General features: G+C 44.8%; 28 protein-coding genes, 1 tRNA gene and 1 pseudogene. 8 read left to right on the top strand and 22 right to left on the bottom strand.

Annotation, left to right across the window (positions count from 1 at the left end; all coding sequences use genetic code 11):
- The 13 genes and pseudogenes from DW938_RS10985 to DW938_RS10930 form a co-directional block, all read right to left on the bottom strand.
- Positions 1 to 614: NlpC/P60 family protein (locus tag DW938_RS10985; protein ID WP_181984426.1), on the bottom strand; the 614-nt coding region annotated here is incomplete at its 3' end.
- A 69-nt stretch (positions 615 to 683) separates the two neighbouring features.
- Entirely contained in the window at positions 684 to 1,592 is a 909-nt protein-coding gene (locus DW938_RS10980; protein ID WP_118124837.1) for a hypothetical protein, read from the bottom strand.
- A gap of 108 nt (positions 1,593 to 1,700) precedes the next feature.
- Positions 1,701 to 2,117 (bottom strand): DUF3846 domain-containing protein, encoded by a 417-nt coding sequence (locus DW938_RS10975; protein ID WP_051706986.1) that lies wholly within the window; start codon positions 2,115 to 2,117, stop codon positions 1,701 to 1,703.
- A complete protein-coding gene (locus tag DW938_RS10970) occupies positions 2,114 to 2,383 on the bottom strand; it encodes a hypothetical protein (protein ID WP_041337578.1) in 270 nt (89 codons plus the stop codon). The genes DW938_RS10975 and DW938_RS10970 overlap by 4 nt, the downstream gene beginning before the upstream one ends.
- Before the next feature lie 21 nt (positions 2,384 to 2,404).
- Complete coding sequence (locus DW938_RS10965) at positions 2,405 to 3,214, bottom strand: DNA adenine methylase (protein ID WP_041337816.1); 810 nt, start codon at positions 3,212 to 3,214, stop codon at positions 2,405 to 2,407.
- A 125-nt stretch (positions 3,215 to 3,339) separates the two neighbouring features.
- A complete protein-coding gene (locus DW938_RS10960; RefSeq protein ID WP_117898176.1) occupies positions 3,340 to 3,537 on the bottom strand; it encodes a hypothetical protein in 198 nt (65 codons plus the stop codon).
- Complete coding sequence (locus DW938_RS14820) at positions 3,518 to 3,658, bottom strand: hypothetical protein (protein ID WP_158455166.1); 141 nt, start codon at positions 3,656 to 3,658, stop codon at positions 3,518 to 3,520. Before DW938_RS14820 ends, DW938_RS10960 begins: the two co-directional genes overlap by 20 nt.
- Positions 3,659 to 3,895 (bottom strand): annotated as a pseudogene (locus DW938_RS10955) (hypothetical protein); the annotation flags it as partial.
- A 5-nt stretch (positions 3,896 to 3,900) separates the two neighbouring features.
- Positions 3,901 to 4,662, bottom strand: a complete 762-nt coding sequence (locus DW938_RS10950; protein WP_118124832.1) for a phage antirepressor KilAC domain-containing protein — start codon at positions 4,660 to 4,662, stop codon at positions 3,901 to 3,903.
- Entirely contained in the window at positions 4,655 to 5,926 is a 1,272-nt protein-coding gene (dcm, locus tag DW938_RS10945) for a DNA (cytosine-5-)-methyltransferase (protein ID WP_118124830.1), read from the bottom strand. The genes DW938_RS10950 and dcm overlap by 8 nt, the downstream gene beginning before the upstream one ends.
- A gap of 54 nt (positions 5,927 to 5,980) precedes the next feature.
- Positions 5,981 to 6,247, bottom strand: coding sequence for a DUF4314 domain-containing protein (locus DW938_RS10940; protein WP_118124828.1), 267 nt, complete (start codon positions 6,245 to 6,247; stop codon positions 5,981 to 5,983).
- Positions 6,248 to 6,255: 8 nt separating this feature from the next.
- A complete protein-coding gene (locus DW938_RS10935) occupies positions 6,256 to 7,074 on the bottom strand; it encodes a DUF6329 domain-containing protein (protein ID WP_051706988.1) in 819 nt (272 codons plus the stop codon).
- Between the two features lie 370 nt (positions 7,075 to 7,444).
- A tRNA-Thr gene (locus tag DW938_RS10930) sits at positions 7,445 to 7,520 on the bottom strand.
- A 945-nt stretch (positions 7,521 to 8,465) separates the two neighbouring features.
- On the opposite strand from DW938_RS10930, the gene DW938_RS10925 reads away from it, so the two are divergent.
- From DW938_RS10925 to DW938_RS10910, 4 genes are all read left to right on the top strand, one after another.
- Entirely contained in the window at positions 8,466 to 9,476 is a 1,011-nt protein-coding gene (locus tag DW938_RS10925; RefSeq protein ID WP_117865288.1) for a LacI family DNA-binding transcriptional regulator, read from the top strand.
- Between the two features lie 78 nt (positions 9,477 to 9,554).
- Positions 9,555 to 11,069 carry a carbohydrate ABC transporter substrate-binding protein gene (locus DW938_RS10920; protein WP_117893046.1) on the top strand — a complete coding sequence of 505 codons (1,515 nt, stop codon included), beginning with the start codon at positions 9,555 to 9,557 and terminating at the stop codon, positions 11,067 to 11,069.
- Positions 11,070 to 11,163: 94 nt separating this feature from the next.
- Positions 11,164 to 12,093, top strand: a complete 930-nt coding sequence (locus tag DW938_RS10915) for a sugar ABC transporter permease (RefSeq protein WP_041337430.1) — start codon at positions 11,164 to 11,166, stop codon at positions 12,091 to 12,093.
- A gap of 6 nt (positions 12,094 to 12,099) precedes the next feature.
- Complete coding sequence (locus DW938_RS10910) at positions 12,100 to 12,981, top strand: carbohydrate ABC transporter permease (protein WP_022287528.1); 882 nt, start codon at positions 12,100 to 12,102, stop codon at positions 12,979 to 12,981.
- A gap of 75 nt (positions 12,982 to 13,056) precedes the next feature.
- Here the strand turns inward: DW938_RS10910 and DW938_RS10905 are convergent, their stop codons facing one another.
- The 9 genes from DW938_RS10905 to DW938_RS10865 form a co-directional block, all read right to left on the bottom strand.
- The gene (locus DW938_RS10905) at positions 13,057 to 13,965 is read right to left on the bottom strand and encodes a hypothetical protein (protein WP_117857986.1); all 909 of its coding nucleotides are present in this window, start codon (positions 13,963 to 13,965) and stop codon (positions 13,057 to 13,059) included.
- Positions 13,965 to 14,309 (bottom strand): hypothetical protein, encoded by a 345-nt coding sequence (locus DW938_RS10900; RefSeq protein WP_117924808.1) that lies wholly within the window; start codon positions 14,307 to 14,309, stop codon positions 13,965 to 13,967. Before DW938_RS10900 ends, DW938_RS10905 begins: the two co-directional genes overlap by 1 nt.
- Positions 14,302 to 14,724, bottom strand: coding sequence for a hypothetical protein (locus tag DW938_RS10895; RefSeq protein WP_118124826.1), 423 nt, complete (start codon positions 14,722 to 14,724; stop codon positions 14,302 to 14,304). Before DW938_RS10895 ends, DW938_RS10900 begins: the two co-directional genes overlap by 8 nt.
- Positions 14,725 to 14,739: 15 nt before the next feature.
- A complete protein-coding gene (locus DW938_RS10890) occupies positions 14,740 to 15,120 on the bottom strand; it encodes a hypothetical protein (protein WP_117893052.1) in 381 nt (126 codons plus the stop codon).
- Between the two features lie 61 nt (positions 15,121 to 15,181).
- On the bottom strand, positions 15,182 to 16,156 hold the full coding sequence (locus DW938_RS10885; protein ID WP_117893055.1) for a hypothetical protein: 975 nt from the start codon (positions 16,154 to 16,156) through the stop codon (positions 15,182 to 15,184).
- 227 nt (positions 16,157 to 16,383) lie between these two features.
- Positions 16,384 to 17,220, bottom strand: coding sequence for a hypothetical protein (locus DW938_RS10880; RefSeq protein WP_118124824.1), 837 nt, complete (start codon positions 17,218 to 17,220; stop codon positions 16,384 to 16,386).
- Positions 17,217 to 18,383 carry a phage portal protein gene (locus tag DW938_RS10875; protein ID WP_118124822.1) on the bottom strand — a complete coding sequence of 389 codons (1,167 nt, stop codon included), beginning with the start codon at positions 18,381 to 18,383 and terminating at the stop codon, positions 17,217 to 17,219. The genes DW938_RS10880 and DW938_RS10875 overlap by 4 nt, the downstream gene beginning before the upstream one ends.
- 33 nt (positions 18,384 to 18,416) lie before the next feature.
- Entirely contained in the window at positions 18,417 to 19,661 is a 1,245-nt protein-coding gene (locus DW938_RS10870; RefSeq protein ID WP_118124820.1) for a PBSX family phage terminase large subunit, read from the bottom strand.
- A complete protein-coding gene (locus DW938_RS10865) occupies positions 19,658 to 20,122 on the bottom strand; it encodes a terminase small subunit (protein ID WP_022287537.1) in 465 nt (154 codons plus the stop codon). The genes DW938_RS10870 and DW938_RS10865 overlap by 4 nt, the downstream gene beginning before the upstream one ends.
- Before the next feature lie 423 nt (positions 20,123 to 20,545).
- On the opposite strand from DW938_RS10865, the gene DW938_RS10860 reads away from it, so the two are divergent.
- From DW938_RS10860 to DW938_RS10845, 4 genes are all read left to right on the top strand, one after another.
- Entirely contained in the window at positions 20,546 to 22,078 is a 1,533-nt protein-coding gene (locus DW938_RS10860) for a 4Fe-4S dicluster domain-containing protein (protein ID WP_041337749.1), read from the top strand.
- A gap of 794 nt (positions 22,079 to 22,872) precedes the next feature.
- On the top strand, positions 22,873 to 23,973 hold the full coding sequence (locus DW938_RS10855; RefSeq protein ID WP_041337421.1) for a peptidoglycan bridge formation glycyltransferase FemA/FemB family protein: 1,101 nt from the start codon (positions 22,873 to 22,875) through the stop codon (positions 23,971 to 23,973).
- Between the two features lie 118 nt (positions 23,974 to 24,091).
- Positions 24,092 to 24,961: a hypothetical protein gene (locus DW938_RS10850; RefSeq protein WP_118124818.1), complete on the top strand. Its 870-nt coding sequence runs from the start codon at positions 24,092 to 24,094 to the stop codon at positions 24,959 to 24,961.
- Between the two features lie 45 nt (positions 24,962 to 25,006).
- Positions 25,007 to 25,882: a DUF368 domain-containing protein gene (locus DW938_RS10845; RefSeq protein ID WP_117928001.1), complete on the top strand. Its 876-nt coding sequence runs from the start codon at positions 25,007 to 25,009 to the stop codon at positions 25,880 to 25,882.
- Positions 25,883 to 26,057: the final 175 nt, after the last annotated feature.

Here is a 26,057-nt window from a genome sequence, read left to right as displayed (position 1 = left end):
ATAGATTTCAGATAAGAAACAACGTCGGAACGGCTGTCAAATTCGCCCATATATATCCAAGCGTGATCCTCACCACCCGGATTCTGAGCGACCACCACAGAACCTGCTGTAATAACCGAACCGTCAGCACGCTCCCAATACGGTCGGTCCGTTGTCTTGATGTTTTTCTTTTCGACTTCGACCTTTGAAGTCTTTCCGTCGTAAGTTATGGTGCAGTTATCATTGACTGTAAGCCAATGATCTGTATCAACAGGCACAGGGTTGTTCCAACTGAACCCCGATGTTTTGTATCCAAGCTGCGTAAGAGTATAGTACACAAGACCCGAACAGTCGATACCGAGGTTGTTGATCGTCTGCACCGACAGCGGAGTGTACTGACCCTGATCATACGCATACCAGTAGCCCTTGTTTCCATAGGTATACGGTGTACCCAGCAAGGTTGCCGCTTTTGCAATCACCGTATCTGCCGATGGGAAAGCTGAATTTTGTGTTGACGTACTTGCGGCATTTGCCGTAATAGCTCCGCTCATAGATGAACCGAACATAGAAAAAGCACAGAGTCCTGCCATGAACCCTGCACCGAGTTTCTTTAATATTTTCGATTTTTTGAACATAAAGTGCATTTCTCCTTTTCATTTTTGCAAAGAAAAAGAGCCGGATTTCGGCTCTTTCGTTTGCACATCTTAATATATTTCATCATATCTTTGGTTGCTTATCAAATCCGCCCCTGATACATATGATTCATCAATATCTATTATTTCGCTGAATCCGCAGTCGTTATTCAGCAGAAATCCTTGTCCCTGCGTATCAAGAACAAACCATGTTCCGTTTACCTTAACGACATTTGCTACATGACCATACAGTTTTGACGGCGTCCATGCAAGATAGCATTCCAGACCTGTACCTTTGCACAAATAGTAGGTCTGCCACGAATAATTCACACAAGTGCCCGAACCGTTTTCAGTCATCCAGTTGTATACCGCCTCTGCCTTGCTGTAATCAGAGCCGTTATGAGATAAGCTTCTGCCGATATCCATATATCGTTCTTCCTCAGTAGGCACCGGCAAGGGTGGTTGAGTCTGCGGAACTGTTGTAGTCTGCGGCTTTGTCCTTGCGACAGGCGGATTTGTTACCGTAGGTACTGCCGATGCTGACGGCTTTGCCGTTGTTGATTTGGTGGCATTCTGAGGCTTCTCATTGGACGGCTGGGCGTTCTGCTCCGCTAAGTTATTATCCTGAGAATTGTTGGATGGAGTATTATTCTGCACAGCTTGGTTATTACCCTGTACAGCGTTATTCTGCCCCTGAACCGAATTGCCGCCTGTATTTGAAGTGCTTGATTTCTTAGCCGCAGTTACCTCAGTATCTGTCGGCTTTGAGGAAGATGATACCGTCTGCGAACTCTTTTTAATGGTCGCTGTGGTTTCACTTGTATCCATTTCTTCCTTTGCCGATGTTTCTGCGGAAACTATAGCCGTGGCCGCAGTTTGACTAGCTACTGAAGAGTTTTCGCTTTCTGTGGATTCCGATATATTTCCACAGGCTGATAAAAATACCGCACAGAATATTGATATGACCATTGCTTTTTTCATATTATCACGCTCCTTGACAAGCAATATATCACACTAATACTTTAAAATCCAGACTTTTTATTGAAGTTCTACCTTTGTCACAATTTGCACAGCATAAGCTTTAGCAAACTACATACTTATCTCCGGTGACTCTTCAAATTCTTCAAGCGGTTCGATCACTTCAGGTCTTGTTTCTCTAACAGCAACCAGCCCGATACCGGGCAGATCCACTATGATATGATCAAACTGCTGCTTGTACTTTTCTATCTGTTTATCAGCAAGTGAACAAGAATCCCACTCTCCGTATTCGTTCAGACAGTTGCCAGAAATATAGAAAGTGCCGTGAACAAGAGTATTTCCAACTATCCTGTTAGGCTTTGAACCGTTCAGCAGAAACTCATCATTGCACCAGCAAAGTGCGTCATTTGTCTGCTCAAAATATATAGGTTCAATGCTTCCTCCGACCACCTCCTGCATTGCCTGGATATCGTCCTCGATATCTTTCACATACGGTTCTTTCAGAGGTTCAAACACAAGTATCCTCATTCTTTTGCCTCACTTTCACAATACTCTTTCAGCGGACAATCGCCGCAGTCATCAAACATTGCACAGGTACGCTGTATCTCCTCCTCTGAGATGCCGCAGTCATGGTGCTTACTCTCATTCTCTGAAGGAAAAAGGGCGATCTCAAATCTTCCTCTCTCGACCCATATTTTCAGATCCACCTCCGCTCCCTCTTCAAAGAACACACCGGGTACTTCTATGTCTCCCAACTCATTGATAAATCCTTTTGTACATATACCATTTTTCATAAATCAAACCTCCGTGATCGTTTAATTGTCAAAGAGCGAAAGCTGACGAACTGCCTTTGCCCTTTCGCTTGTGTCATAATTTGAGATAAGCAGTTCGCCGTACTGACAGCCTGCGTCATAACGCTGTGCTAAGTTGTTAAGTCTGCTTATCTCCTCGATGTGGGTATTAGGCTTGTCCCATATCTCCCTTATCTCCGGACAGTCATTGTATGAAACCAAGAACTTGCCTTTGATCTCTAAAAGTGTGTCACGCAGTCTGATATGATCCTTTGCCGTAAATCCCACGTCCTTGTAGTAACTTTCGGTAGCAAAGTAGGGCGGATCGCAGTAGAAAAAACTTACTGGTCTATCGTACTGCTTAATCAGCTTTTCAAAATCCTTGTTCTCAACAACTACTTTCTGCAATCTTCTTGCGGCAAGGTCGATCATAGGGAAGTCCGACCATATCGAATGCGGCTGACTTCCAAAGCTGTCAAGACCGCTTGCATAGCTGTAACGTATAAGCTGATAAAACTTAGCCGCCCTGTCAACGTCATAAAGTCTTGGCAAAATGCCACGCTTATGAAGTAGGGCTAAATACTCAAAATCTTCTCTTGAATCAAGCACATACCTAAGCTTGTATTTCAGCTTTGCAGGCTTGTCACGAACGCAGCGGTAAAGATTTGCAAGATTTGAATTGAAGTCATTGTACACCTCAAAATCTGCACCGGGCGGCTTGTGAAACAGCACCCAGCCTGCGCCGCCGAAAACCTCTATATACCTTTCATAGTAAGGTGGAAATCTTGCAAGAACCTCGTCACGAAGATTCTTCTTTCCCCCTACCCATGACATAAAACTGTTCATGTTTTTCCTTTCTGCCGTTAGAACCAACAGCAGAAAAGTCGCTTTGCAAGCACCAGATTTTTGATCTGCTGTTGGCAAAACGACCTTAATAAATATTAGATTTTACGCTGTTTTCAGCCCTTGATTATCGGGTCAACATAGCTGAATATAATGCGTTTCTGTTCAAGGTAGCCGTCGGCTTTGTTTACCTCATTACATAGCTCCTTGTACTGACGTTCAGAAAGCACAGGCTTTGTTGCTCTCAGCATTGCAGGAATATTACCCATACAGAACTTGAAGTCTACTTTCGCTTTAACTCTGTTTGTGTGCATCTTTGACCTCCTTATCAAGACGTGCGATCTCTTTTTCAGCAGACTTAAAAGCCACGGCAAGAGAACCTATTGTTGTTCCGATGATAACACCTATCATCATTCCAATGAACAAATACGTCATTTACATCATCTCCATTTCCATATCCTCATCTTCTGTCTGTTCATCATCGGTAGAAGTGATCTCAACATACTCGCCGATAACATTCAAGGCCTCATAGTAACTGCCCGAAGATGTTATTCTGCTGCACATTTCCTTTGCCTCATCATACATTCCGTTCCTTTTCAGCGTTTTTGAGGCTATGCCAATAAGATTAAATACATTTCCGTCCTGACCTATCAGCGGACATTTTGGCTTTTTGGACATCACGACATCTCCTTCCCGTAATATTTTTTCAGCAGACCTATGATAAAAAGCTGACCATTTCCCGTCACAAACGTCTGCCGATAAGTCTTTTTCATACCCTCGACCTCGAACACCGACTCCTTGACCGCAAAATATCCTCGGTCGATATATCTCTGATACGGCAGATTGTTTGACATAAGCACTCCCATTTCTTTCAGCCAGCGAAACAGTCTTGTTCTGCCGATATTGAAATTTTTATCAGCCGCAAGCTTTGCCATAGCATTCATATCTATGAGATCCTCGCTGTCGGCAACGTGCAGAGCGAAATCCACGAGAGACTTATCATTTCTGATACGCTCGTTCAGCTTTTCGATAGCCGTCATCTGAAGTCTGAACAGGTCACAGTACGGTTCGTCGAGGAAGGGCAGGTAGTTTTCAATAAACATTTCTTCGTTTGAAACATAACCGCCTGTTCTGCGTATAGTTGGGAGGACATCATCAAATATCCAGCCTTCAAATTTCTCAGCATAGGGAGGTCTGGAGTGAGATATAAGGCGGTAAACATCACCTTCGGATATCATTTTCATTTCCTGTGCACCGCCATTTGTAAGGAGGCGGCGTTTTACAGCCCCCTTACAATGAGCTGTTATCGCATCTTTTGGTCTTCTGTACCCTAATGCCTTTGCAACATCAGAACCGCAGAAAAGTATTTTTCCGTTTTCCTCGATAGTTCTCACCGAGCCAAACTCCTCATTCACAAATGTTTTTATCGTATTATCCATTTGTATTCTCCTTTTCGATATCTAAAATATACTTTGCCAGAGCCTCAATAACATTAGTTGTCACCGCATTTCTAGCCTGTTTGTAAAGCTGAGCGTCAGACATTCCTGTGGCTTTGACCCTTTCAAACTGCTCATCTGTAAAGCCCTGCAGTCGCCAACATTCTAGCGGCATAAGCTTTCTGATATATCCGCAGTAAACAACGCCGTGTCTGTCCGTTACCGTAATTGTAAACATAGGCTCGTCGGGAAGCTTGAATCTTCGTCCCTGCTGTCTTACTGCTTCCTTTGCAGGAGTAAGCACAGCTATGGGTTCGGTAACAAGTATCACTCCCGACTTTTCGCCTTTATGATGACCTATGCCGCTGTCCTGCCTTGCAGTTATGCACCTTGCAAGCTCTGTGACCTTCGGGTCGGGATTCATATCTATCCCCAATGCGTAATATCCCTGATTACAGCTTGTTGTAAGGGTATGAGCTATCTCCTTTCCTACTCTCCCACGCCTTGAATTCATATTTGGGTATGCAAGGTCAATACTGTCACCGGGCAGAGCTATCTGATATCCTGACTTAGTTTTTGATTTTATTGGCAGTCCCATTATCTCATACAGTCCCGTCTTTCCGCCGAAGCCTCCTGCCTGGCTTGTCAGCGTTATGCTCAGTCCGTCGGCTGAATATACCCTGTTTCCCTCTCTGCCTGAAATTCTTTTGACAAGAGTTTTTGGATTTGCATCTGTGAAAGACAATACTTTTCCGGAACACTTTTCTCTATGAAATCCGATAATATACACTCTTTTTCTGGACTGGGCGACATTAAAATCTGCGCTGTTAAGCACTTCCCATACGACATCGTACCCCAGTTCATCCAACGTACCGAGGATGGTCGCAAACGTCCTGCCCCCGTTATGCGATAGCAGTCCGGGAACATTTTCAAGGAGCAGATACTTAGGTTTTTTAATGGCGGCAATCCTGGCGATCTCAAAGAAGAGAGTTCCTCGGGTATCGCTGAATCCTTTTCGTTTTCCAGCGATCGAAAAGCTTTGGCAAGGGAATCCTCCGCATATAAGGTCGAGATCAGGCAGCTTGTTTGGGTCGATTTTTCTTGCGTCATCGTAATACACCTCGTTTTCCGTATCATACAACGTTTCGTATGCTTTTTTAGCATACTTATCTATTTCGCAGTATCCGACGCACTGAAAGCCGCCTGCTTTTTCAAGTCCCGAACGGAATCCGCCGATACCTGCAAAGATATCAAAATATTTTATCATTTACCACGTTCCTTTCCTCAATAAAAAAACGGCCAAGCTTTCTTAACTTGACCGTTACATTGACATATTCATTTCTTCTTCCTCGGTTTGTTCCGATCCTTCTCTGATAACGTGAAAATCGTCCACGTCTGGGATCACGCCGAGCGTTCTCCCGTTGTCAAAGATACAATGCAAAGTGCCGATGTCATCAACGTGATCGACCTTGCCAAACGTCCCCGACTCAACAGGGAACGGGTCATCATTCATTCTGTCAAGGCAGATGCGAGTTCCTTCGGGATATCGTTCTTTCAGCCATTCTACTTTCTTTTCGTAATACATCATAAATCACCTCACAATGTCATTTCAGGTTCTTCGGTCAGCTCTTTGGATTGAGTGCGATCCATTTCCTCCGTCGTTTGCAATGACCAGCTGTCATCAAAACTCCAAAAGCTGACATAGATCTCGCCGTCAGGAGTTTTTATCGGTCTTTGTTCCAGACTCTCTCCTGCACCGTCGCTGAGCTGACCGATAAAATATTCACGGAGATCTTCAAGTTCATCTTTCGTAAGCTGACCGTAAACGCTTGCTGTAACAACTCCCACAAGTTCTTCGTCATTTTCTTCGACAGACATAAATGCCGAAAACACCTTTTGGTCAACAGAATTTCCTCTATTGTACCAATGCATCAGACCTCGCTCTTTTTCCTCAGGCAGATTAAAATCGCTGATAAAATAATTTATCTCCGATTCGTAAGCAGAAGCCTCATTGGGTGAGATTTCATTGTATTCATCATCGTCCCATCTGCTGATCTCAAGAGGGCAGTAAAATTTCATTTCCTGCAAATGCATTTGCATATGATTTTCGTAAAGCAGTTTTGCATTTGGAATATACTGAGCATATCGTGCATAAGGTGCGCCCTCTGATTCGATCAGCAGTCCGTCGCCCTGATCGTCATCGTATATGAGCAGGCAATGATACTGATTATTTACGTCGCAGAACATAAGGTCTGTGTTTTCTGCGATCAGATCATTGTCCTGCATCGGATGCCTTTTCAGGCGTTCAAATTTGTCATGGGTGACTGCTTCTGCCTTTTCCACCACGCAAACTCTTGTACCGAACTCTGGCTCTTTGCGGAGCAGATTTGCATTGATCACAAGTTTTTCATTCATTGTCATTCCTCCGTTCGTATAGTTTTTTGTTTTTTAATAGTATAGCTGCCACATTGGTATCACAACCTTTCCTTAGAAATGAAAAAAGGCTGTTTTATCATCGTCACTTAAATTCGTGACAATAGACAAAACAGCCTTTAAAACTTTGTGATTATTTTTTCATAACAAATCGGCAGGCTCAGAGCGAAATCTGCTCAAAGTCTGCCGTTATGTTCGATATTTTTTGTTGTGTAGGGTTCGACTCCCTTTTTTCGTGAAAACCGGTGAAAAGCATCCACGGTTTTACACTAAAATTTTCCGCTTTCTAAACATCAAAAAAGCCCGTAAATACGGGCTTTTTCAGGTGAATATCCATTTGGTATCACCAATATGGAGCTAGTAGTCGGACTCGAACCGACGACCTGCTCATTACGAATGAGCTGCTCTACCAACTGAGCCATACTAGCAAATATTAATTTTTTTATCAGTTTATCCGATCCGCCGCCGTGTCGCTTTAACAGCAACCCACCACCTGCTCATATACGGTCAGAAATATAGTCGCCTTGCTCGGCTGTCGCTGTCGCAATTCTCCTTATTTCTTCCCTTCGCAAGCTCCCTTCATCTGCCTCTGGCAGCGGTCGCTTGCTCAGCAAATGAGCTGCTCTACCAACTGAGCCATATCAGCATATCAGACCTAAGTATTATACACCAAAACCACACATTTGTCAACATCTATTCAAGCATTTTTTTAAAGTTTTGCAAAACTCCTGTAAAATAGTCATATCATATGTACCTTTTGAATATAATGTATGAAATAAATACGTTTTCTTTCCACATCGTTATTTTGCACAATAAAAAAACGCTGAAATATGCTTAAACGTTTCAAAATATCTTCGCAAACACCGAATATTCCAACTTTTCCGATCAAATGACTATCATATTTTCATATCAAGACAATATTTTAACTATATCATATGTCACAACACACTTTTCAACAATTATTATTCGAAAACGTTTAATGAATAAAGTTCTTTAATGGTTTTTGTAATTTCACATAACATAATTGTATACAAAAGAAATGTTTATATACATTTTTCACATACCACACAGCCCGGTTTCATATACCCCTCAGAAAACGCAGTGCATTTTCGCAGCTTTTTGATTAGCCTGTCAGTTCCTTTGTAACAAATCGATTACAATTGTCCAAATAGCATTGTTAAAATGCACAAAAGTAAAGTTGAAAAATTGGCTAAACCTCCATAATTTATTACAGAGGGCATAAAAATGCGAAAAAAGACTTGAAATTATGCCGAGAATATTGTATATTTTTATTAACGGAAACGTTTGAAATAAGTTTTCACGGAAAACATCAAGCGTAAACGTTTAAAATCTACGGAAAGGCGGAAATATCATTGGTTTCCTTAAAAGACATTTCCGTTCGCTGCGGAGTATCCGTCGCAACCGTAAGCAAAGCCCTCAACGGCCATAAGGACGTAAGCGAGGCAACAAGAGAAAGACTTATGAAAGCCGCCAAAGAAATGGGTTACTTTCCAAACTCTCAGGCAAGAGCTTTAAAGACCAACAGGACCTATAATCTCGGGGTCATGTACCTCGATGAAGCAGGAAGCGGTCTTACACATGAGTTTTTCGCAAAGGTGCTTGACAGCTTTAAGACTACGGCTGAAGCAGCAGGATATGATATAACCTTTATAAATAGAGATGTGGGCAAGCAGAAAATGTCTACATATGAACATTGCAAATACCGCAATGTTGACGGTGTTATCATTGCCTGTACGGATTTTACGTCGCAGGACGTGTACGAGGTGATAAACGGAGATATACCAGTGGTCACGATCGACCACATCTTCGATTGCAGAACAGCGATCATGTCCAATAATGAAAAAGGTATGGAAGAGCTTATCAACTATGTGACGAAGATGGGGCATAGGAAGATCGCTTTTATCCAGGGCAACAGATCGGCAGTAGCCGAAAGACGTCTGGCAGGCTTCTATAAAGCTTGTATGACAAGAGGAATTTCAGTTGATCCCGATTGGATACTTAACGGTGATTATCACAACCCTGATTTGACTTATAAGCTGACAAAAGAACTTCTTAGCAGAGAGAACAGACCGACCTGCGTTTTCATGCCCGATGATTATTCAGCAATGGGAGCTTTTAATGCAGTCAAGGAAATGGGTCTTTCAGTACCGGAGGATATCTCGATAGTGGGCTACGACGGAATAGCTTATTCACAGCTTCTCTCTCCAAAGCTTACGACTTATCTTCAGGACACAGACCTTATCGGTGTAACAGCCGCAAAACAGCTGGTTTCACTGATAGAAAACCCACAGACCACCTTTAAAGAGGTGATAACAGTCGACGGAAAGCTGCTGGAAGGCGGCTCGGTAAGCGACATCAATTAATTCAAGGCATTAATTTTCCGCAGAAATGCTGCGGAGCAAATCAAATAAACTAATGCGATTTTAAGGAGGAAAATTATTATGGCAAATCTTAAGAAAGTACTTGCAGGTTCATTGAGCCTCTGTCTGGCAGCTTCAATGTTCACAGCTTGCGGCAGCTCAGATTCATCTTCAACACCTGATGCTAAGGGCGGCAACACATCAAAGGCTGGCAACAACACAGGCATCAACAACAGCTCTGACAGAGTAAACACAGCTGAGCTTCACGGTGTGGATTCATCAGAGGATTCAAAGAAGACTCTTACAATTTACTGCTGGAACACAGAGTTCAAGTCAAGACTTGATAAGTACTATCCACAGGGCACATCAAACGAGCTTACATACAACGAGCTTGCTGACGGTTCTAAGGAGATCGCAACTATCAACGGCGTTAAGCTGAACTGGGTACAGGTTGAAAACGAAGGTAACGCTTACCAGACAAAGCTGGACGAGGCTCTTAAGGGTCAGCAGGACAGCACAGAGAAGGTAGATATGTTCCTTATGGAAGCTGACTACGCTCTGAAATATGCTAACGGCGACGTTGCACTTTCTATTCAGGACCTCGGCATCACAGACGACGATATGTCACAGATGTATCAGTACACAAAGGACGTTGCAACAGATACAAAGACAGGCGAGCTGAAGGGTGTATCATGGCAGGCAACTCCAGGTCTGTTCCTCTACAACACAAAGATCGCTGAGGACGTTCTCGGCACAAGCGATCCAGAGAAGGTTCAGGAAGCTGTTAAGGATTGGGATACATTCACAGCAACAGCTCAGAAGATGGCTGACAAGGGCTACAAGATGGTATCCGGTTTCGATGATACATACAGATGCTTCTCAAACAATATGTCTAGCCCATGGGTAACAGACAACAAGATCACAGTTGACCCACAGATCAAGGCTTGGGCTGACCAGACTAAGGAATACACAGACAAGGGCTACAACAACAAGACTTCCCTTTGGGACGATGCTTGGGCTGCTGGCCAGAAGATCGACGGTGGCGTATTCGGCTACTTCTTCTCAACATGGGGCATTCCTTTCACACTTCTTCCAAACACAGTTGACGAAGAAATCAAGGCTGATGGTTCAAACGCTAAGGAAGGCAACGGCGGTTATGGTCTCTGGAAGGCTTGCTCAGGCCCACAGGCTTACTACTGGGGCGGTACATGGATCTGCGGCGCTATCGACTCCGATAACCAGGATATCGTTGCTGATATCATGAAGGTAATGACTTGCAACAAGGACGTAGCTAAGGCTATCACTGAGGGCGAGCAGGACTACACAAACAACAAGGCTGCTATCAAGGAGCTTATCGACGGCGGTTATACAAACGCATTCCTCGGCGGACAGGATCACCTTGCACTTCTTACAGAGGCTGCTGACAAGATCTCCCTCGAGAACAAGCTTTCTGCTTATGACCAGGGCTGCAACGAGAAATTCCAGGGTGCTATGAAGGACTACTTCCTCGGCACAGTTGATTCATATGAGGCTGCTCTTGAGAACTTCAAGAAGAACATCACAGACCTCTATGGTAACCTTACTTGCGATTTCTAATCGTATAAAAAAACAGTATCTAATTAAATATAGGGGGTGGAGGATATCCCCCCCTATTATTTATTAATCTCACGAAAGGAATAGGTATACTTATATGAAGAGAAAAAGCATAAGCTATGCCAAGTGGGGATATATTTTCCTTATCCCATTCTTTGTAGTTTACATCATCTTCTCACTATATCCTCTGTTCCAGACTTTCTATTACAGCTTTACGGACTATGTTAAGGATCAGGGCTCTATCGGCGGTGGTTGGACAAGACAGGCTGTCGAAGTAACACCGACATTCTGCGGTTTCGATAACTATTCAACTATATTCACATCAGGAAGTGACCTTCTCCAGTCTTTCTGGAATACGATCATCATGTGGATCGTAGGATTTATCCCACAGATCGTTATCTCTCTTATCCTTGCAGTATGGTTCACTGACCTTCGTCTTAAGATAAAGGCTCAGGGATTCTTCAAGGCTGTTATCTATCTTCCAAACGTAATCATGGCATCTGCTTTTGCATTTCTGTTCTACAGCTTGTTCAGCAGAGGCGGCGCTATCTATGATCTTATCAAGGTACCGCTCCTTGAAAGCGTTTGGGGATCAAGAGGTGTAGTTGGACTCATCAACTTCATACTTTGGTATGGTAATACAACAATTCTTCTTATGGCTGCTATCATGGGTGTTGATACATCACTCTATGAGTCAGCACAGATCGACGGTGCAACTTCCAGCCAGACATTCTGGAAGATCACAATTCCGCTCATCAAGCCTATCATGTCATATGTTCTTGTAACATCACTCATCGGTGGACTTCAGATGTACGACGTACCTGCCCTCCTCACAAAGGATATGGGTAGCCCTAACGGAAAACTTAAGACCGTCGTAATGATAATCCAGGCAAATAAGCAGGGCGACATCGGTAAGGCGTCTGCACTCTGCGTAATAATCTTTATCGTTTCCGCTATTATCGGACTTGCGCTTATGTTTGCGTCTGCTGACCATGACGGAAAGAAGAAAAAGAAGAAAAGGGGGTAAGCTGAAATGCCAAGAAGTACTGAAATAGTTGGTGAAAAGACGAATAGTACTGGTCTTATCATACATAGGATAATAGCTTATGTTGTCCTTGTTCTTTTGGTCGTTGTTTCACTTTTCCCATTCTATCTTTTGATAATCAACGCAACACGAGGCAGATCACAGGCAGGTATCAGATGGTATCCTGACCACTTCCTCGCAACAAACTTCAAGAACCTTTTCAGCGGTTCAACAGCCGTAGCATACGGAAGCGTATGGCGTTCACTGGCTAACTCACTGTTCATATCAGCTTGTGCTTCATTGCTCAGCGTATATTTCTCAGCACTGACAGCATATGCAACACACGTTTACCAGTTCAAGCTGAGAAAATTCGCAGATATGTTCATCCTCATCGTAATGATGGTTCCAACACAGGCTTCAGCTATCGGTTTCTACCAGTTCATGAACAAACTTGGCTGGACAGATACTTATATTCCGCTGATCATTCCTGCTGTCGCAGCACCAGCTACATACTACTTCATGAAGCAGTATATGGCGTCTGCACTTCCGCTTGAGATCGTAGAAGCCGCCCGTATCGACGGTTGCGGAGAGTTCAAGACCTTCAACAAGATCGTTACTCCTATCCTCAAGCCTGCATTCGCAGTTCAGATCATCTTTACATTCGTAACAAACTGGAACAACTACTTTATGCCAAGACTTATTCTTACATCAAAGAGTAAGTACACGATCCCTCTGGTACTCAACGCAATGCGTTATGCAGGACCACAGGAGAAGGACGTGGGAATGTTCAGCTTGTACATCGTACTTGCTATCCTCCCTGTAGTAATTGTTTACCTTTGTCTTTCAAAGTTCATCATTCGTGGTGTTGCTCTGGGAAGCGTAAAGGGTTAATACGAAGCTTCAAACAGCGTACAGTTTTTTCTGTACGCTGTTTTTTTTGCTCTATTCATTCCTTACTTCTCTTTCCTATTCACATAAAAGCTTCGTTTGCATACCTTTGCTATTGACCGTTATCTCCATTCTGCTCACTCTTTTTCCATTTACGCCATATCCATTACAAATTATTTTATCCGTGATATCCTCACCGCAATACCCCTCATATGTGATATGCTCCACCAAATACTCCCTCTCTGCAAACTCTATCCTATCTTTAAGCCCGGCATCCACATTATTGAGCCACTGCTTATCAAGACCATAATACTTCTCCCTCGTGATACCATGTGGTATAGTTTTACCGCTTGAATAGCTATATCCATACTCCCCGTCCACGTTTTTCATATATATCTTCGACAGCATCGATCTCGTATCAAGCTGTTTGCCATATTCAATAATACGCTGAGTACCGATATTCACAGAAAGGATACTCAGCGACACATTGACCTGCCTGTCCCCTCTGATATATGCACGCCTGCCGTAAGCCTTGACCGCATATACGCCGATAGCCTCCCACAGTGTAGACTTCTCTTTGATGTTCACATAGTTCACAGTGTTAGTTCCACTCTCGTAGGTTATCTCACTTGAGGGACTGTAGCTCTTCATAATATCTGTCAAACTCACCTTAGACCATACCCCGGGCTCAGGCTCGTTCTGCCCCAGCATAAGTGTTATCCCACGGCTTATAAGTTCAAGAACAGTTTTTCCGCCTCTCACCCTTGTTCTGATGTAATCCGCAGGACCGTAGTGCATACGCCTGCTGCCTATATAAAGTGCCACACGCCTGATATTGTTAAGATTTATGCTGTTATTCAGAACGACAGACGCTCTAAGTTCACTGTATGGCGTATAGCGGTCTTTCACAAGCCTTGCTGAAACAATGTTTCTATAGTCCAAATTGCCGCTGCCAATAATTTCAAACCTGATGTATATCTTCGCCATTATTCCGCCCCCCTAAGCTTTATCATAAGGCTTCCTATTATCCTGTCAGGCTGAAAATCCATTTCTATCTCTGAGAGTATGTATCCGCTGTATAAGACCCCGTCTGCCGTGAAATTGATTGCCTTTCCCCCGTTCTCGCTTAGAGCAGCCCAAGCGTAAGCCTTGTCCGACGGAGCGATCCTGCCGCTGAACTGAAATATCTCCGCCGCCTTCCCTGAGATATTTCGCAAAATACCATTCACAGCCTTTGTTTCCTCCTGAATGTAACCTCCGCTTCGCTTAACTCCATCCATATAAAATGAACGTGTGCCGATGTCAAGCTTTATCTTTCCCTTTTTACTCACTTATATCCTCCTCACTGCAAATGCTGATACTAAGCTCTGCCTGCCTTTCGAGCCTGTGAAGGGGCAATGTCTGAACTGCGCTTCCAAGCTTTGCGCTCTTTACATTCAGAACCTCGCTTTTTGCAAGCTCCGCCATAACGCTTTCACACTTTTCCTGAAGCTCCTCCATGTCATCGTATTTTCCTGCCTTGCCCATGAGCCGCAGGTCGATATGACATATATACTCAGTGTAAAGCTTTTTGCCGCCCTGCCCAATGACTTCATCGACCACATCATAGCCTTTAAGTCCATAGAAGCCAATTGCTTCTCCACTGTGCAATAGACTGTCAGCCGATGTGTATTCACCCATTGCAGTAAAGCCTGCTCCGTCAAGTATCTTTTTTATCTCTGCCGCCATTTCTGTCCAGACTGTCATGGCTCGTCCTCCTTCCTAATATGCGATAACGGCATTGAATACAAAGCCGTCCTTTGAGAAAAATCTTTCCGCCCTTGAAACTGCGCTGTCACGAAGCTCTCTTGCCGCCTTTATCCTGTTCTCCTCGTCAAAAGCCTCCACCGCCTTGCCCTGTGCCGTAAACATGACCTTGTATTCAGCGGCTTTCAGACAAATAAATCTGTAAAAGACCTCCGCTGCCGCTGCAAATTCGCATATAGCCGTCCCGCCCTCAGCGACCATTCGCTCTTGGTCAACAGCCTTTTCCATTTCGTCAGCACACACCGTTATAAGCCCTGCATACACCTCAGCCGACGTGCCGTCAAGTCCGCTTAGCTCCATAAAATTGCTTTTTACATTGTCTTTGCTTATTGCCATTTTCCTGCTCCTTTCAAAAAAATATACCCGCCCACCGTCCCTTTTTCATTATCCTCTCAGCTTACTTTGTAGTTTTCAGCGTCTTTACAGCACCGCTCGTAAGTACAGAGAAACCTGCAAGCACCGAGCAAACGATCTCGTTGCTCTGATTAGTAAGAAGCTTATCGTAGTCCACGATAACATCTCCCCCAAGCACCATTTCAACCGCACTGCTCTGGTCGATGCCCACCGCAATACCGCCTGTGAGCTGAGGACACTTTACAAGCGTTACACCATATGGCGTCTGAACTGTGCCGCCTGCCATATAGTCGCCAATGCAGTATTTCATCTCGTCCATAGCAAGGATCTTAGCCATAACATCAGGAGTACAGATCATGGTCGTCATGTTAAACTCGCCCATGGAAGCCCAAAAAGCCGCCAGATCAGCGTAAGTAAGCTCGCTGCCAATAAGAGTCTGAGCTGTAATACCTCTTGTTATCTCAGTCATGGCAAGGCTGTTCACATCTCTGCTTATAGTCGCCCCAAGGTTTCTCAGCACCACGCCGAAAGCCTCAAGCTTCTGCTTCCTTACAGACTCAAAAGAACAGTTAAGACGTCTTGCAAACTTTGTGAGAGTCTTACTGGAGGTGCTAAGTCTGACAGTTGTGATAGGCACATTTCCACCCTCTGACACAACGTCAGTTGAACCTGACTTTGTAACGTTCAGACCTCTGAAATCCACTCCGTCAGTGTATGAAACAGCCGCCGCTACCTTGCCCATGATAGAAGCCTCGTCCATGCCCTGCTTGACAGTGCGTCTTATGTACTCAGGGAAAAGCACTGCCGACTCAGTGGAAATGAAGAATTTCTCCACCCTGTCAGAATTTGCACCCTTTACCTTGATGTCAAAACGCTTGAGCTGTCTTTCAAAGGCGTCAAGACCTTTAAGCTCGGTGTTCTCATAGTTTGCGTCAGGATCAAGCTCAGCCAGCGCCTGTGTGAATGTCTTGCCTGTGATAGAATAAAGTCCCTTTTCAAGTTTGATATTGTTGTACATATTATTTTCTCCTTTTCGATAATTAAAGTTGTCCGATTTTTTGTACTGATTTAGATGTGTGTTTTCCAATGAACCCAGCCTGCATCAAACCCTCTCTTTCACGGGCGACCCAAGATCGCCCCAACAAATGTTACGCATTTTCGCTGTTTTGCAGGTGAGAAACATATTTTTCCTGACCCCTGAGCCTCTATCTCCACATTGTAATCACCCCCTTTCACATCTGTCCCTTACATCTTGTAATCCCCCGTGATAAAGCTCTCCCTTTCGGCTTTGTAGACCTCCTCATTCTCAGCCGCCTGCTTTTCAAGCCTGCCACGGAAGTCAATAAGCTCCGTAACTGTCATAAGCTCCGCAAGTTCTTTCACACACTTTGCACTCATAAAAGGCTTGCAGAAATAGCTGAGCCTTAAAACGTCCTTTTCAAAAGCTTCCCTCGCAAGGGCAAGCTCATAGCTCTTGTCGGTGCCTTCATGCTTCTCCCTTAAGGCAAAACGCTTCGTTACCCCTGCGTTCACCTGTGCAGGCACTGCCACGAACGACCACTCGTAAGCGTCAAGCGGCTCGTCAAGAATGTGATAACACAGCTTACCGCAGTATTCACCGCCCTTTTCATGGTCACAGCCGCCCTTGTACATATCCGCTCCGCATACAGAGCAAAGCTTCTTTCCCATGGTGCAGCTAACGGATACCTCTTTCTTTATTCCGCCCTGGATCTCGCTTATAAGGTCGCCGTTAGAAGCAGTACGCACCATGTAAGCCTTTGCCATAAGCCTGCGGTAGACCTCTCCATCTGTTGTAGTTTTCTCAGGCAGAGTTTCCACCCAAGTGTCGAATATTCTGGCAGTCTGCTTTGAGCTTTTAGGGTCATGGTCGAAAATACCCGTTCTGCCCTTAAAAAGCTCCGCAAGCTTCTCCAAAGCGCCTGATGAAAACTTTTCACCATCTCTGTCAATGTCATTGTCACAAAGCGCCACCCTGAAAACAAAGACCTTGTCCTCCGTGAGCGGCTCTCTCGCATAGCCGTTTATCTTTTCAAGCTCCTCGCCTGATACTGTTTCGCTCATTGCATTTCCTCCTTTTTTCTCTCGTTCTCTACCCTTTCGTTTTCAAGCTCCGCCGCCTTAGCCTGCGCATTGTAAAGTCTTGACTTCGCCAACGCTTCCTCGTCCTGAAGATTTATGTTGTCCCAATCTATCTCCACCCCACAAGCATATCCGTTAAGCCTTAAAAACACCTCGCATATCTCTCTGAGTATAGGTTCAAGCAGCCTGCGGTAATATTCAAGCTCGCTTGTAAGGATATCCGATTGCTGTGCAGACATTCGCTCAGTGGTTGACCAGTTCAACCCAAGCAAAAACGGTGGTATTGAAAGCTTCGCTACAAGCTGTTCCATAAGCTGTCTGACAGGTATCTCCGTGTCTATCATCTGATTGTCTGCGCCTATGACCTTTATGTCCACATCACCCACAGCCACAAAATCCTGCACCGAGCCGTTTCGTGAGGCCCTCATGCCTCTGCTCCATTCCTGAGCTATCTGCTCTGCACGTTCCTTGGCTCTCGCCCTGTCGCTCTCCCCCTCAGGATGATAAGTCACCGCATAGCGCACATTTCCTACCCTGTCGAAGTTCTGCCCCATGCACTCGTAAATTCGCATAAGTATCTCGCTCAGCGCCGGCAATCCACGGAGTATGGACACTCCGTCAGGGTGCTTAGGACTAGGATTGAGCGCCGTGTAAAGCAGTTTTTCAGGACTTCTTACCGGTATCTCCTCACCGCTTCCCATGTAAAAAATACGTTTTTCAAAAGCGTTCCTGCCCTCACGCACTCTGTACAAAGTGGGGTCGCCAACATATATCCCCTTTACCTTGCCTGTCCTGTAATCTGCATATATCCTGCCTATCGCCTTGCCATATGTAAGCAGTGAATCCAGATACATATCCGCAAAAGTGTAAATGGACTTTCCCGACACCCCCACGGAAACCTCTCTGCAAAACCTGTCAAGCTCCGCCTGCACCCTCTCGTCACAAGCCGTAACCTTAAAGCCCCCTGTGAGCCTTATTATCTTGCCGAAGCAAGCGTCAATGATCGGCACATTCGCCCTGAGTGCGTCATAAAGCTCCTGCTGAAAAACCCCCTCAGGCGCAAGCCTGTAATGAAACCCCGACTCTCTGTCAGAGCCTGCCGTGTTCGGCACAAATTCACGGACCTTCTTTCTGAAAATACTCATTTTTTCTCCTTCCTTTCTGTACACTTTTTTGCACTAATGTTCAACTGTCAGTACAAAAAAGTCGTCCTTTTCACGTCCCAGACATTCTGCCGCAAAGTATCTCATATCGTCCATGGCGTGATCGTTCTCTTTAACAGGTGCGTCCTTTCCTGCCTTTTCGTCCCAGCGGTAAAGATTTATCTCACGAAGCGTATCACGACACCTGCGGTTTATCCTTATCCTGCCGTCCTTTATGCAGTCCGACACAAGCCTGATACCAGAAACAACGTCGTTCTTTGCAGGCTGGACAGTGAATTTTCCATGCCTGCGTATGCACTGTATGAACGAAGCCGCCGAGGGGTCGCAAATGACCTTTTCGATGCAAAGCCCGTCGGCAAGCTCTTCAAGCCCCTTGTAATGCTCCTCGTCAGTTTTCTGCATACCTTCACGTCGAGAATCATAGTAATACTCCCTGAGCCTGTACCATACTCCGCCACTCTCGCCCCAAAGCCCGAAGCTTGAAGGATTTACAGTGCCGTAATCACAGCTTATTACATACCGCTCGCACTGTATATCCCCCTCAAAGACGTTTTTCTCCTCGTCAAACATAGGGTAAACAAGCCCCTCTGCCGCCGTCCATTTGCCAAGCACAAAACGCTCGTAAAACGTCCCCGTATATATCCTGTGATAGCGTTCTATCACCGCCCGGTCAAGGGTCGGATTGTCCTCCAGCACAAAATGTCTGTAGATAAGCCGTTTTTCCTCAGCCTTGTCTATCCACTCTTTCTTGAACCAGTGGTAAGGATTATCAGGATTGCAGTTGAACCACAGCTTGCTCCCCGCCACCGAACACCTTGCCACAGCCTGCTCGATAAAGCTTCTGGGCATAAGTGCCGCCTCGTCAAGAAGCACCCCCGCAAGGGTCACGCCCTGGATAAGTGAGGGCGAGCCTTCGTCCCTGCCGCCAAAGTAGTAAAACCTGTTTTTCCTGCCGCAAAAGCTCACGTCCATATAGTTCTTTGACGTGACCTCCACAGCCGTCATGCCCATGGCTTTCATATACTCCCTGAGCGCAGGCAGGATATTCCTTTTCAGCGACACGATAGTTTTTGAGCATAGCCCAAAAATGCACTCGTCAAAGTTAGTCATTGCCCATGTCATAAAAGACGCCGACAAACAAAAGGTCTTGCCCGATCTGACTGCACCGTCACAGATTATCCCGTCGTAATCACTAAGATCCCGTGCCGTCCACCACCTGAAAACAAACCTCTGATTTTCCGACAGCCTTGTTATTTTCACAAGCTATCACCGTCCCTGCCGTAAATGCTCTCGATAAGTCGCTTCGACTCACCGCCGCCGTCAAGCTGAGGCGCAAGCTCCCCAAGCTTTTCCAAGGCTTTCTGCCTGTCAAAAAACTTGATCTCCAAAACGTTCTTTCCGCTGATCTTTATCTCACTCACGTTAAAAAGATCCATGCCCATGATGTCCCTTGCCGTCATGTTCTCAGCGTCAAAAACCAGCTTTACAGCGTCATTCACCGCCCCGAAAGCTATCCTGTTCAGCCCTCGCTTCACATAAGAAAGGGTGTCGCTGTCAGCCTCCTCCAGCTTTTTAAGCTCCGCCTCCGTTTCTGCCGAGTGCAGAAGCTCAAGCCCTCTGTCCTCAGCCTCCTCCGCCCTTGCACCGGTGTGCAAAGCCGCTTCACGAAGATTTCTCAGATAGAAGAAAAATCTCGCAAATCTTTTCTGTTCGCCTGCCATATCGTTCCTCCTTTTTAATTTCTGTGAAAGATGTTCCACCGTATCTTAACGGCTCTCAAAAAACATCTCTCACTTATCCCGAAAAATGCCCATTTTGTTGCATAAAAAATGCAACAATTGCAGAAATGTTGTCAAATTAAATCATTTATCATTTGTTTGCATAAATCGACCTGCCCAAAACTGTGCAAAAGCCACATACCTTCATGAACAGAAAAACTATTGGTAAAAAGAAATACTTTGATTTTCCGAGCCGTTTCGTACCCTCACTGCACCTCATTTTCAGACAAATATGTAAGCTATGCGAAACTTTCAATATACCTTATGAAAAAAAGTATATATTACTTGACAAAAGCCGAAAAATTAGTACAATAGTAAGTGTATGACACAAATTTGAAGAACAACGCAGGAGGTAAAAATATGAAAATGAGAGGTATCTATTCCTCAGTAACAGATATCAGACGAAAAGTCTTTACAGAGGTGGCAAGACTTGCCTATGAAGAGGGCGATTATGCCGAAAAGATCGCAGAGCTTCCTTATAAGATAGTACCGGGAAGCAAAGCTGTTTACCGTGAGTCTATCTTCCTTGAAAGAGCTATCGTTGAAGAAAGGCTCCGTCTTGCTATCGGTCTGCCCCTAAGACCGATCGAGGAGCATAAGTCTGTGGCTGACGGCATTGAAGAAAGTGCGATCGCAGAAAAGTATTACGATCCACCGCTTGTAAACATAATCAAGTTTGCCTGCAACGGCTGTCCTGAAACTCATTATCATGTTACCGACTGCTGTCAGGGCTGTCTTGCACACCCATGTCAGGAAGTCTGTCCAAAGGGTGCCATAACCATCAAGCATGGCAAATCAGTAATAGATCAGTCTAAATGTATAAAGTGCGGCAGATGTCAGAGTGTCTGTCCATACAATGCAATAAACAAAATGGAAAGACCATGCGCAAGAGCCTGCGGCATGGACGCTATCGGCTCAGACGAAGAGGGCAAGGCAAAAATAGATTATGACAAGTGCGTATCCTGCGGAATGTGTCTTGTAAACTGTCCATTCGGCGCTATCGTAGACAAGGGACAGATATTCCAGCTTATAACAGCAATGAAGAAAAAGAAGAAGGTCATCGCTATCGTAGCACCTGCATTTGTAGGTCAGTTCGGACCAAAGGCAAGCCCTGAAAAGCTCACAGCGGCAATGAAGAAGCTTGGCTTTGCAGACGTGGTCGAGGTAGCAATAGGCGCAGACCTTTGTTCCATCGAGGAAGCAAAGGACTTCATGAGAGAAGTTCCTGAACATCAGCCATTCATGGCGACATCATGCTGTCCTGCATGGTCAGTAATGGCGAAGAAGCTTTTCCCTACCCTTGCCCCATACATTTCAATGGCTTTGACCCCAATGGTACTTACAGCGAGAATGCTCAAAAAGGACGATCCTGACGCTTGTATCGCATTTATCGGACCATGTGCGGCAAAGAAGCTTGAAGCTTCAAGACGTACTATCCGCAGCGACGTAGACTTTGTGCTTACCTTTGAGGAACTCATGGGAATGTTCAATGCCAAGGGCGTAACATTTGAAGATATTACAGATGAAGAAAAAGTAGATCTTTGCGAGGGTACAGGTGACGGACGTGGCTTTGCAGTAAGCGGCGGCGTAGCAAAGGCAGTAGCAGACGTTATCCACAAGCTTGACCCAGAGCGTGAGGTCAAGGTAGTATCAGCGCAGGGACTTAAGGACTGCCGCAAGCTTCTCACACTTGCGAAAGCAGGCAAATATGACGGCTATCTTCTCGAGGGCATGGCTTGTCCTGGCGGCTGTGTAGCAGGTGCAGGAACGCTTCAGGCGGTAGAAAAGAGTACAGCGCTTGTAAACAAATATGTAAAGGACGCACCTTTACAGAACTCTCTCGACTCCAAATACGAGATCAATCTTGATCTTATCACCGAGCCGCATGATGACAAATAAGAGATAGAATTGAAACGGACAGCGTTATGCTGTCCGTTTTTTTGTACTGTCACTCGCCGTGACGGGCATTTTACGCCATACATTGTGGTATAAAACACTTTTTCACCGCTTTTTGAATTCGTATAGAATACTACACATTGCAATTATCACACACCCCCTGATACCCCCACAAACGGCAGTAGGGGCGAACAGTGTTCGCCCGTCGAAGAAACAAGCCCACGATTATATCATTGTTGGATAGAACTGAAAACTATCCAATCACATCTTCAGGGGAGCAGCGCAATATTCTTCACACGACAAGTCTACACAACATTGTGATAAATTCAAACCTTGCAGTTCCCCGAAACGGGACGTCGAGGGCGCCGTCCACTACAATTCTACCCCGACTTCATCACGCCGCAAAATCGCTTTGCTCTTTGCGGATTTACGTTGTAATTGGGGATAGGATAGGCGGTGCAGATTTTTTGCTCCGTTATTACTTTTGATAAGAAGCACAACTTTTGTATGCTTTTTCTCATTAAATCTGCACCTTGTCGGCTATCGCCGAATGAGGCTCTGCCTCAAACTCCGCTAGGGGCTTTGCCCCTAGACCCCACAAGCCCTCTAGCGCCGGGCTTGAGCGTGCGCTTTATCTCTTGCTTCGCTCGGTGCTTGGGGGCAGCTTTGCTCATTCCTCACTCCTCACTCCTCACTTAAACGCCCCTCCCCCCCTTGATTTTTCCCGTAATATGTAGTATAATAAATGAAATAGTGCATAATAACAGAAAAATTCTTACAGAGAGGATCTTTATAAAATGGAAATAATCAATAAGTCCGATGAAAAACTCCTTGCAGAATATGAACAGTTCGCAAGCACCAGCAAATACGGCAATTTCATGCAATCCCTCAAATGGCCGAAGGTAAAGGACAACTGGGGCTGGGACGCTGTTATCTCCCGTGACGCTGACGGCAATATCCGTGGAACTTGCCTTATCATAATCAAAAAAGTGCCTATTTTCGGTGTTACTTTTATGTATGCCCCTCATGGCCCTGTTTGCGACTGGTCTGATAAAGAGGTCATGACCGACCTTTTCGAGGGCGTAAAGGTGCTTGCAAAGAAATACAAATGCTACCAGTTTATGTGGGACCCTTGTTTCGAGGAGGGCGACGACAAGTGTACAAAGCTTATCGAGGACATGGGCTTCAAGCACATACACAAGGCGGCTGAGCTGACCACTATTCAGGCTCGTAATAACTATATGCTCAGAAATATCGAGGGTAAGACCCCTGACGAGGTCATGGCTACTTTCAAGCCTGACTGGAGAAACCGTATCAGAAAAGCCCCTAGAAAGGGCGTTTACTGCAAGGCTTGCGGCACTGAGGCTCTTGACGATTTCTACCCTCTCATGCAGGCAACAGGTATCAGAGATGGCTTCTCTATCCGTTCAAAGGAGTATTTTGTAAAAATGCTCAATGGTCTTGGTCCTGAACACTGCCGACTTTTCATGTGCTATGTTGACGAGGACGGCAAGCAGATACCATTGTCAGGTGCAGTAACAACACAGTATGCAGGCAAGACCTGCTATGTTTACGGTGCTTCCGCAAACCACCACAGAAACCTCTACCCTAACTATCTCATGCAGTGGACGATGATAAACTGGGCTTTGGAGGGCAAAAACTATATCTATGATTTTCAGGGCATACCATTCTACAACGATGAAACAAACCCTAACTACGGCGTATACAAGTTCAAAAAGGGCTTTAACGGCGAGGTCGTTACCTATGAGGGCGAATTTTTCTACATTTTCAAGCCTTTCATGAAAAAAGTCGTTGATTTCTGCGAAAAGATAGTTATGGATAGACACGAACGCAAAAGACAGAAGCTTCTCAAAAACAGAAATAAGGATATGCAGTAGGCAGCAATAGATTAAATTTAAAAATTTTTGAACAGTTTATACATTTTTACCCATTCTTTACACAGACAACATTTGATTTTTACTTATATGTGATATGATTTACAAAGAGGTGAGCAAGGTGCATAAAGGCGTTGTAAGGACCTTGTGGCTCATTGCCGCATTGAGCCTTGTGCTGAGTTATGCTGTGATGTGCATTGCATGGCTTTCAAAGGGCTGTCGCTATGGAGCGCAGTTTTGCATAAACGTTTTTATGAGAGCGCTTCCTCTTTGTCTTATATTCCTGTGCATCGTCGAGCTTGCAGGGCTTTTCATATGGGTCTTCAAAATAAAAAAGCTCGAAAGGCTCTACGCTAAAAAGGGCGGCTGTGACGAATATTTTGAGCTTCTTGAAAAATATCTTCTCAGGCAGAACAAAGATAAGGGTCACGGGCTTTTGAAGCTTGCCGCTGTTTACATTTCAGAAAAACGCTTTGAAAACTGTTTTCTCACACTTGACCGTATAGCTTTTGATAGGCTTACCCCCTCAGATCAGAACAAGTATTTTGAACTGCTTCTTTACGGCAGGCTAATGTCAGGTGATATTTCTCAGGCAAACGAGATATTTGTTTCGGCAGAGCATTACTTCAAGCGAGGTCTTCTCGATAAACGCAATGGGCAAATGCTTTTCACCATTGGTCTGCTGGAATATTTCAACGAACGCTTTGAAGCGGCGGTAAAGTTTTTTGACAGCGCAGAGAAAAGCCGTGACGCTGACAAAACGCTTCGGTGCAACTGTGAGCTTTACAAGGGCGAGTGTTTTCTCGCTCAGGGTAATGTGAGAGCGGCAAAGGCTTCGGCTGAAAAAAGTGCGGCGCTTGTTAGTGACGATAAGCAGGAAGCACAGCTTGGAAAGCTGATGACACAGGTAGAAAAAGCTTACATCAGAACAAAAGAAAAGTCTGCTGATACGAAAGCAGACAACACCACGGAAGGAGGATATGCCTTTTAAGGCATAGAAACAAGTATGATAATAAACGCACTCAGAGGCTTTTGCATGGCTCTTGCGGACAGTGTCCCTGGAGTTTCGGGAGGAACTATAGCATTCCTGTTGGGCTTTTATGACAGCTTCATAAATTCCCTTAACGACATTATGGGACGTGACAATGCAAAGCGTAAAAAAGCATTTTTCTTTCTTATAAAGCTTGGCGTAGGCTGGGTGATCGGTATGCTTCTTGCAGTAAGCGTTCTTGCCAACGTGTTTGAAAGCGGCATCTACAAGGTAAGCTCGCTGTTTCTGGGCTTTATCATTCTGGCGATACCGGTCATGATAATGGAAGAAAAAGAGAGCATTAAGGGCAAATATTACAACATCGTATGGGCTGTTATCGGCATTGCTATCGTTGTGGGCATTTCCCTTATAAATCCGTCAGGCAGCGGTGCTGACGTTTCTCACATGAATATAGGCACAGTGATATTCGTCGTTCTTGCAGGAATGTGCGCAATATCTGCAATGGTGCTTCCCGGCATTTCAGGCTCCACCATACTTCTCACATTCGGTCTTTATATGCCTGTTATCACGGGAATAAAAGAGTTCCTTCATCTGAACTTCGAGTATTTCGGACTTCTCTGCTCTTTGGGTATCGGCATTATCCTTGGGGTGTTCATTACCCTCAGGCTTATCAAAAAGGCTCTTGAAAAGTTCAGAAGCCAGACTATCTACTGCGTTATCGGCATGATGATAGGCTCGCTGTACGCCATAGTTATAGGTCCTACAACGCTTAAAGAGCCTAAAGACCCTATGTCCTTCGGCACATTCAGCATCGTATTTTTTATCATCGGTGCGGCTATCGTGTTCGGTATTCAGGTAGCAAAGAGCGTGTATGACAAGAAACAGCTTGCAAAGGCTGAAGAAAAGATAGAAGAAGAATAGATATTATATCAAAACGAACGAATATATAAAAAGGCTCAATTTCTGCATCATAGAAATTGAGCCTTTTGCTGCAAATAACGTAAGTACACTTTTTTCTGAACACATATCATATGACCTATATGCCCACCTAGCAAATTTATATTCTTGTGATTATATAAAAACTACCGCCCCTACT

It is taken from the genome of Ruminococcus sp. AM43-6 (genome assembly GCF_003461785.1).
GTDB lineage: Bacteria > Bacillota > Clostridia > Oscillospirales > Ruminococcaceae > Hominimerdicola > Hominimerdicola aceti.
This window is presented reverse-complemented; position numbering and strand designations above follow the sequence as displayed.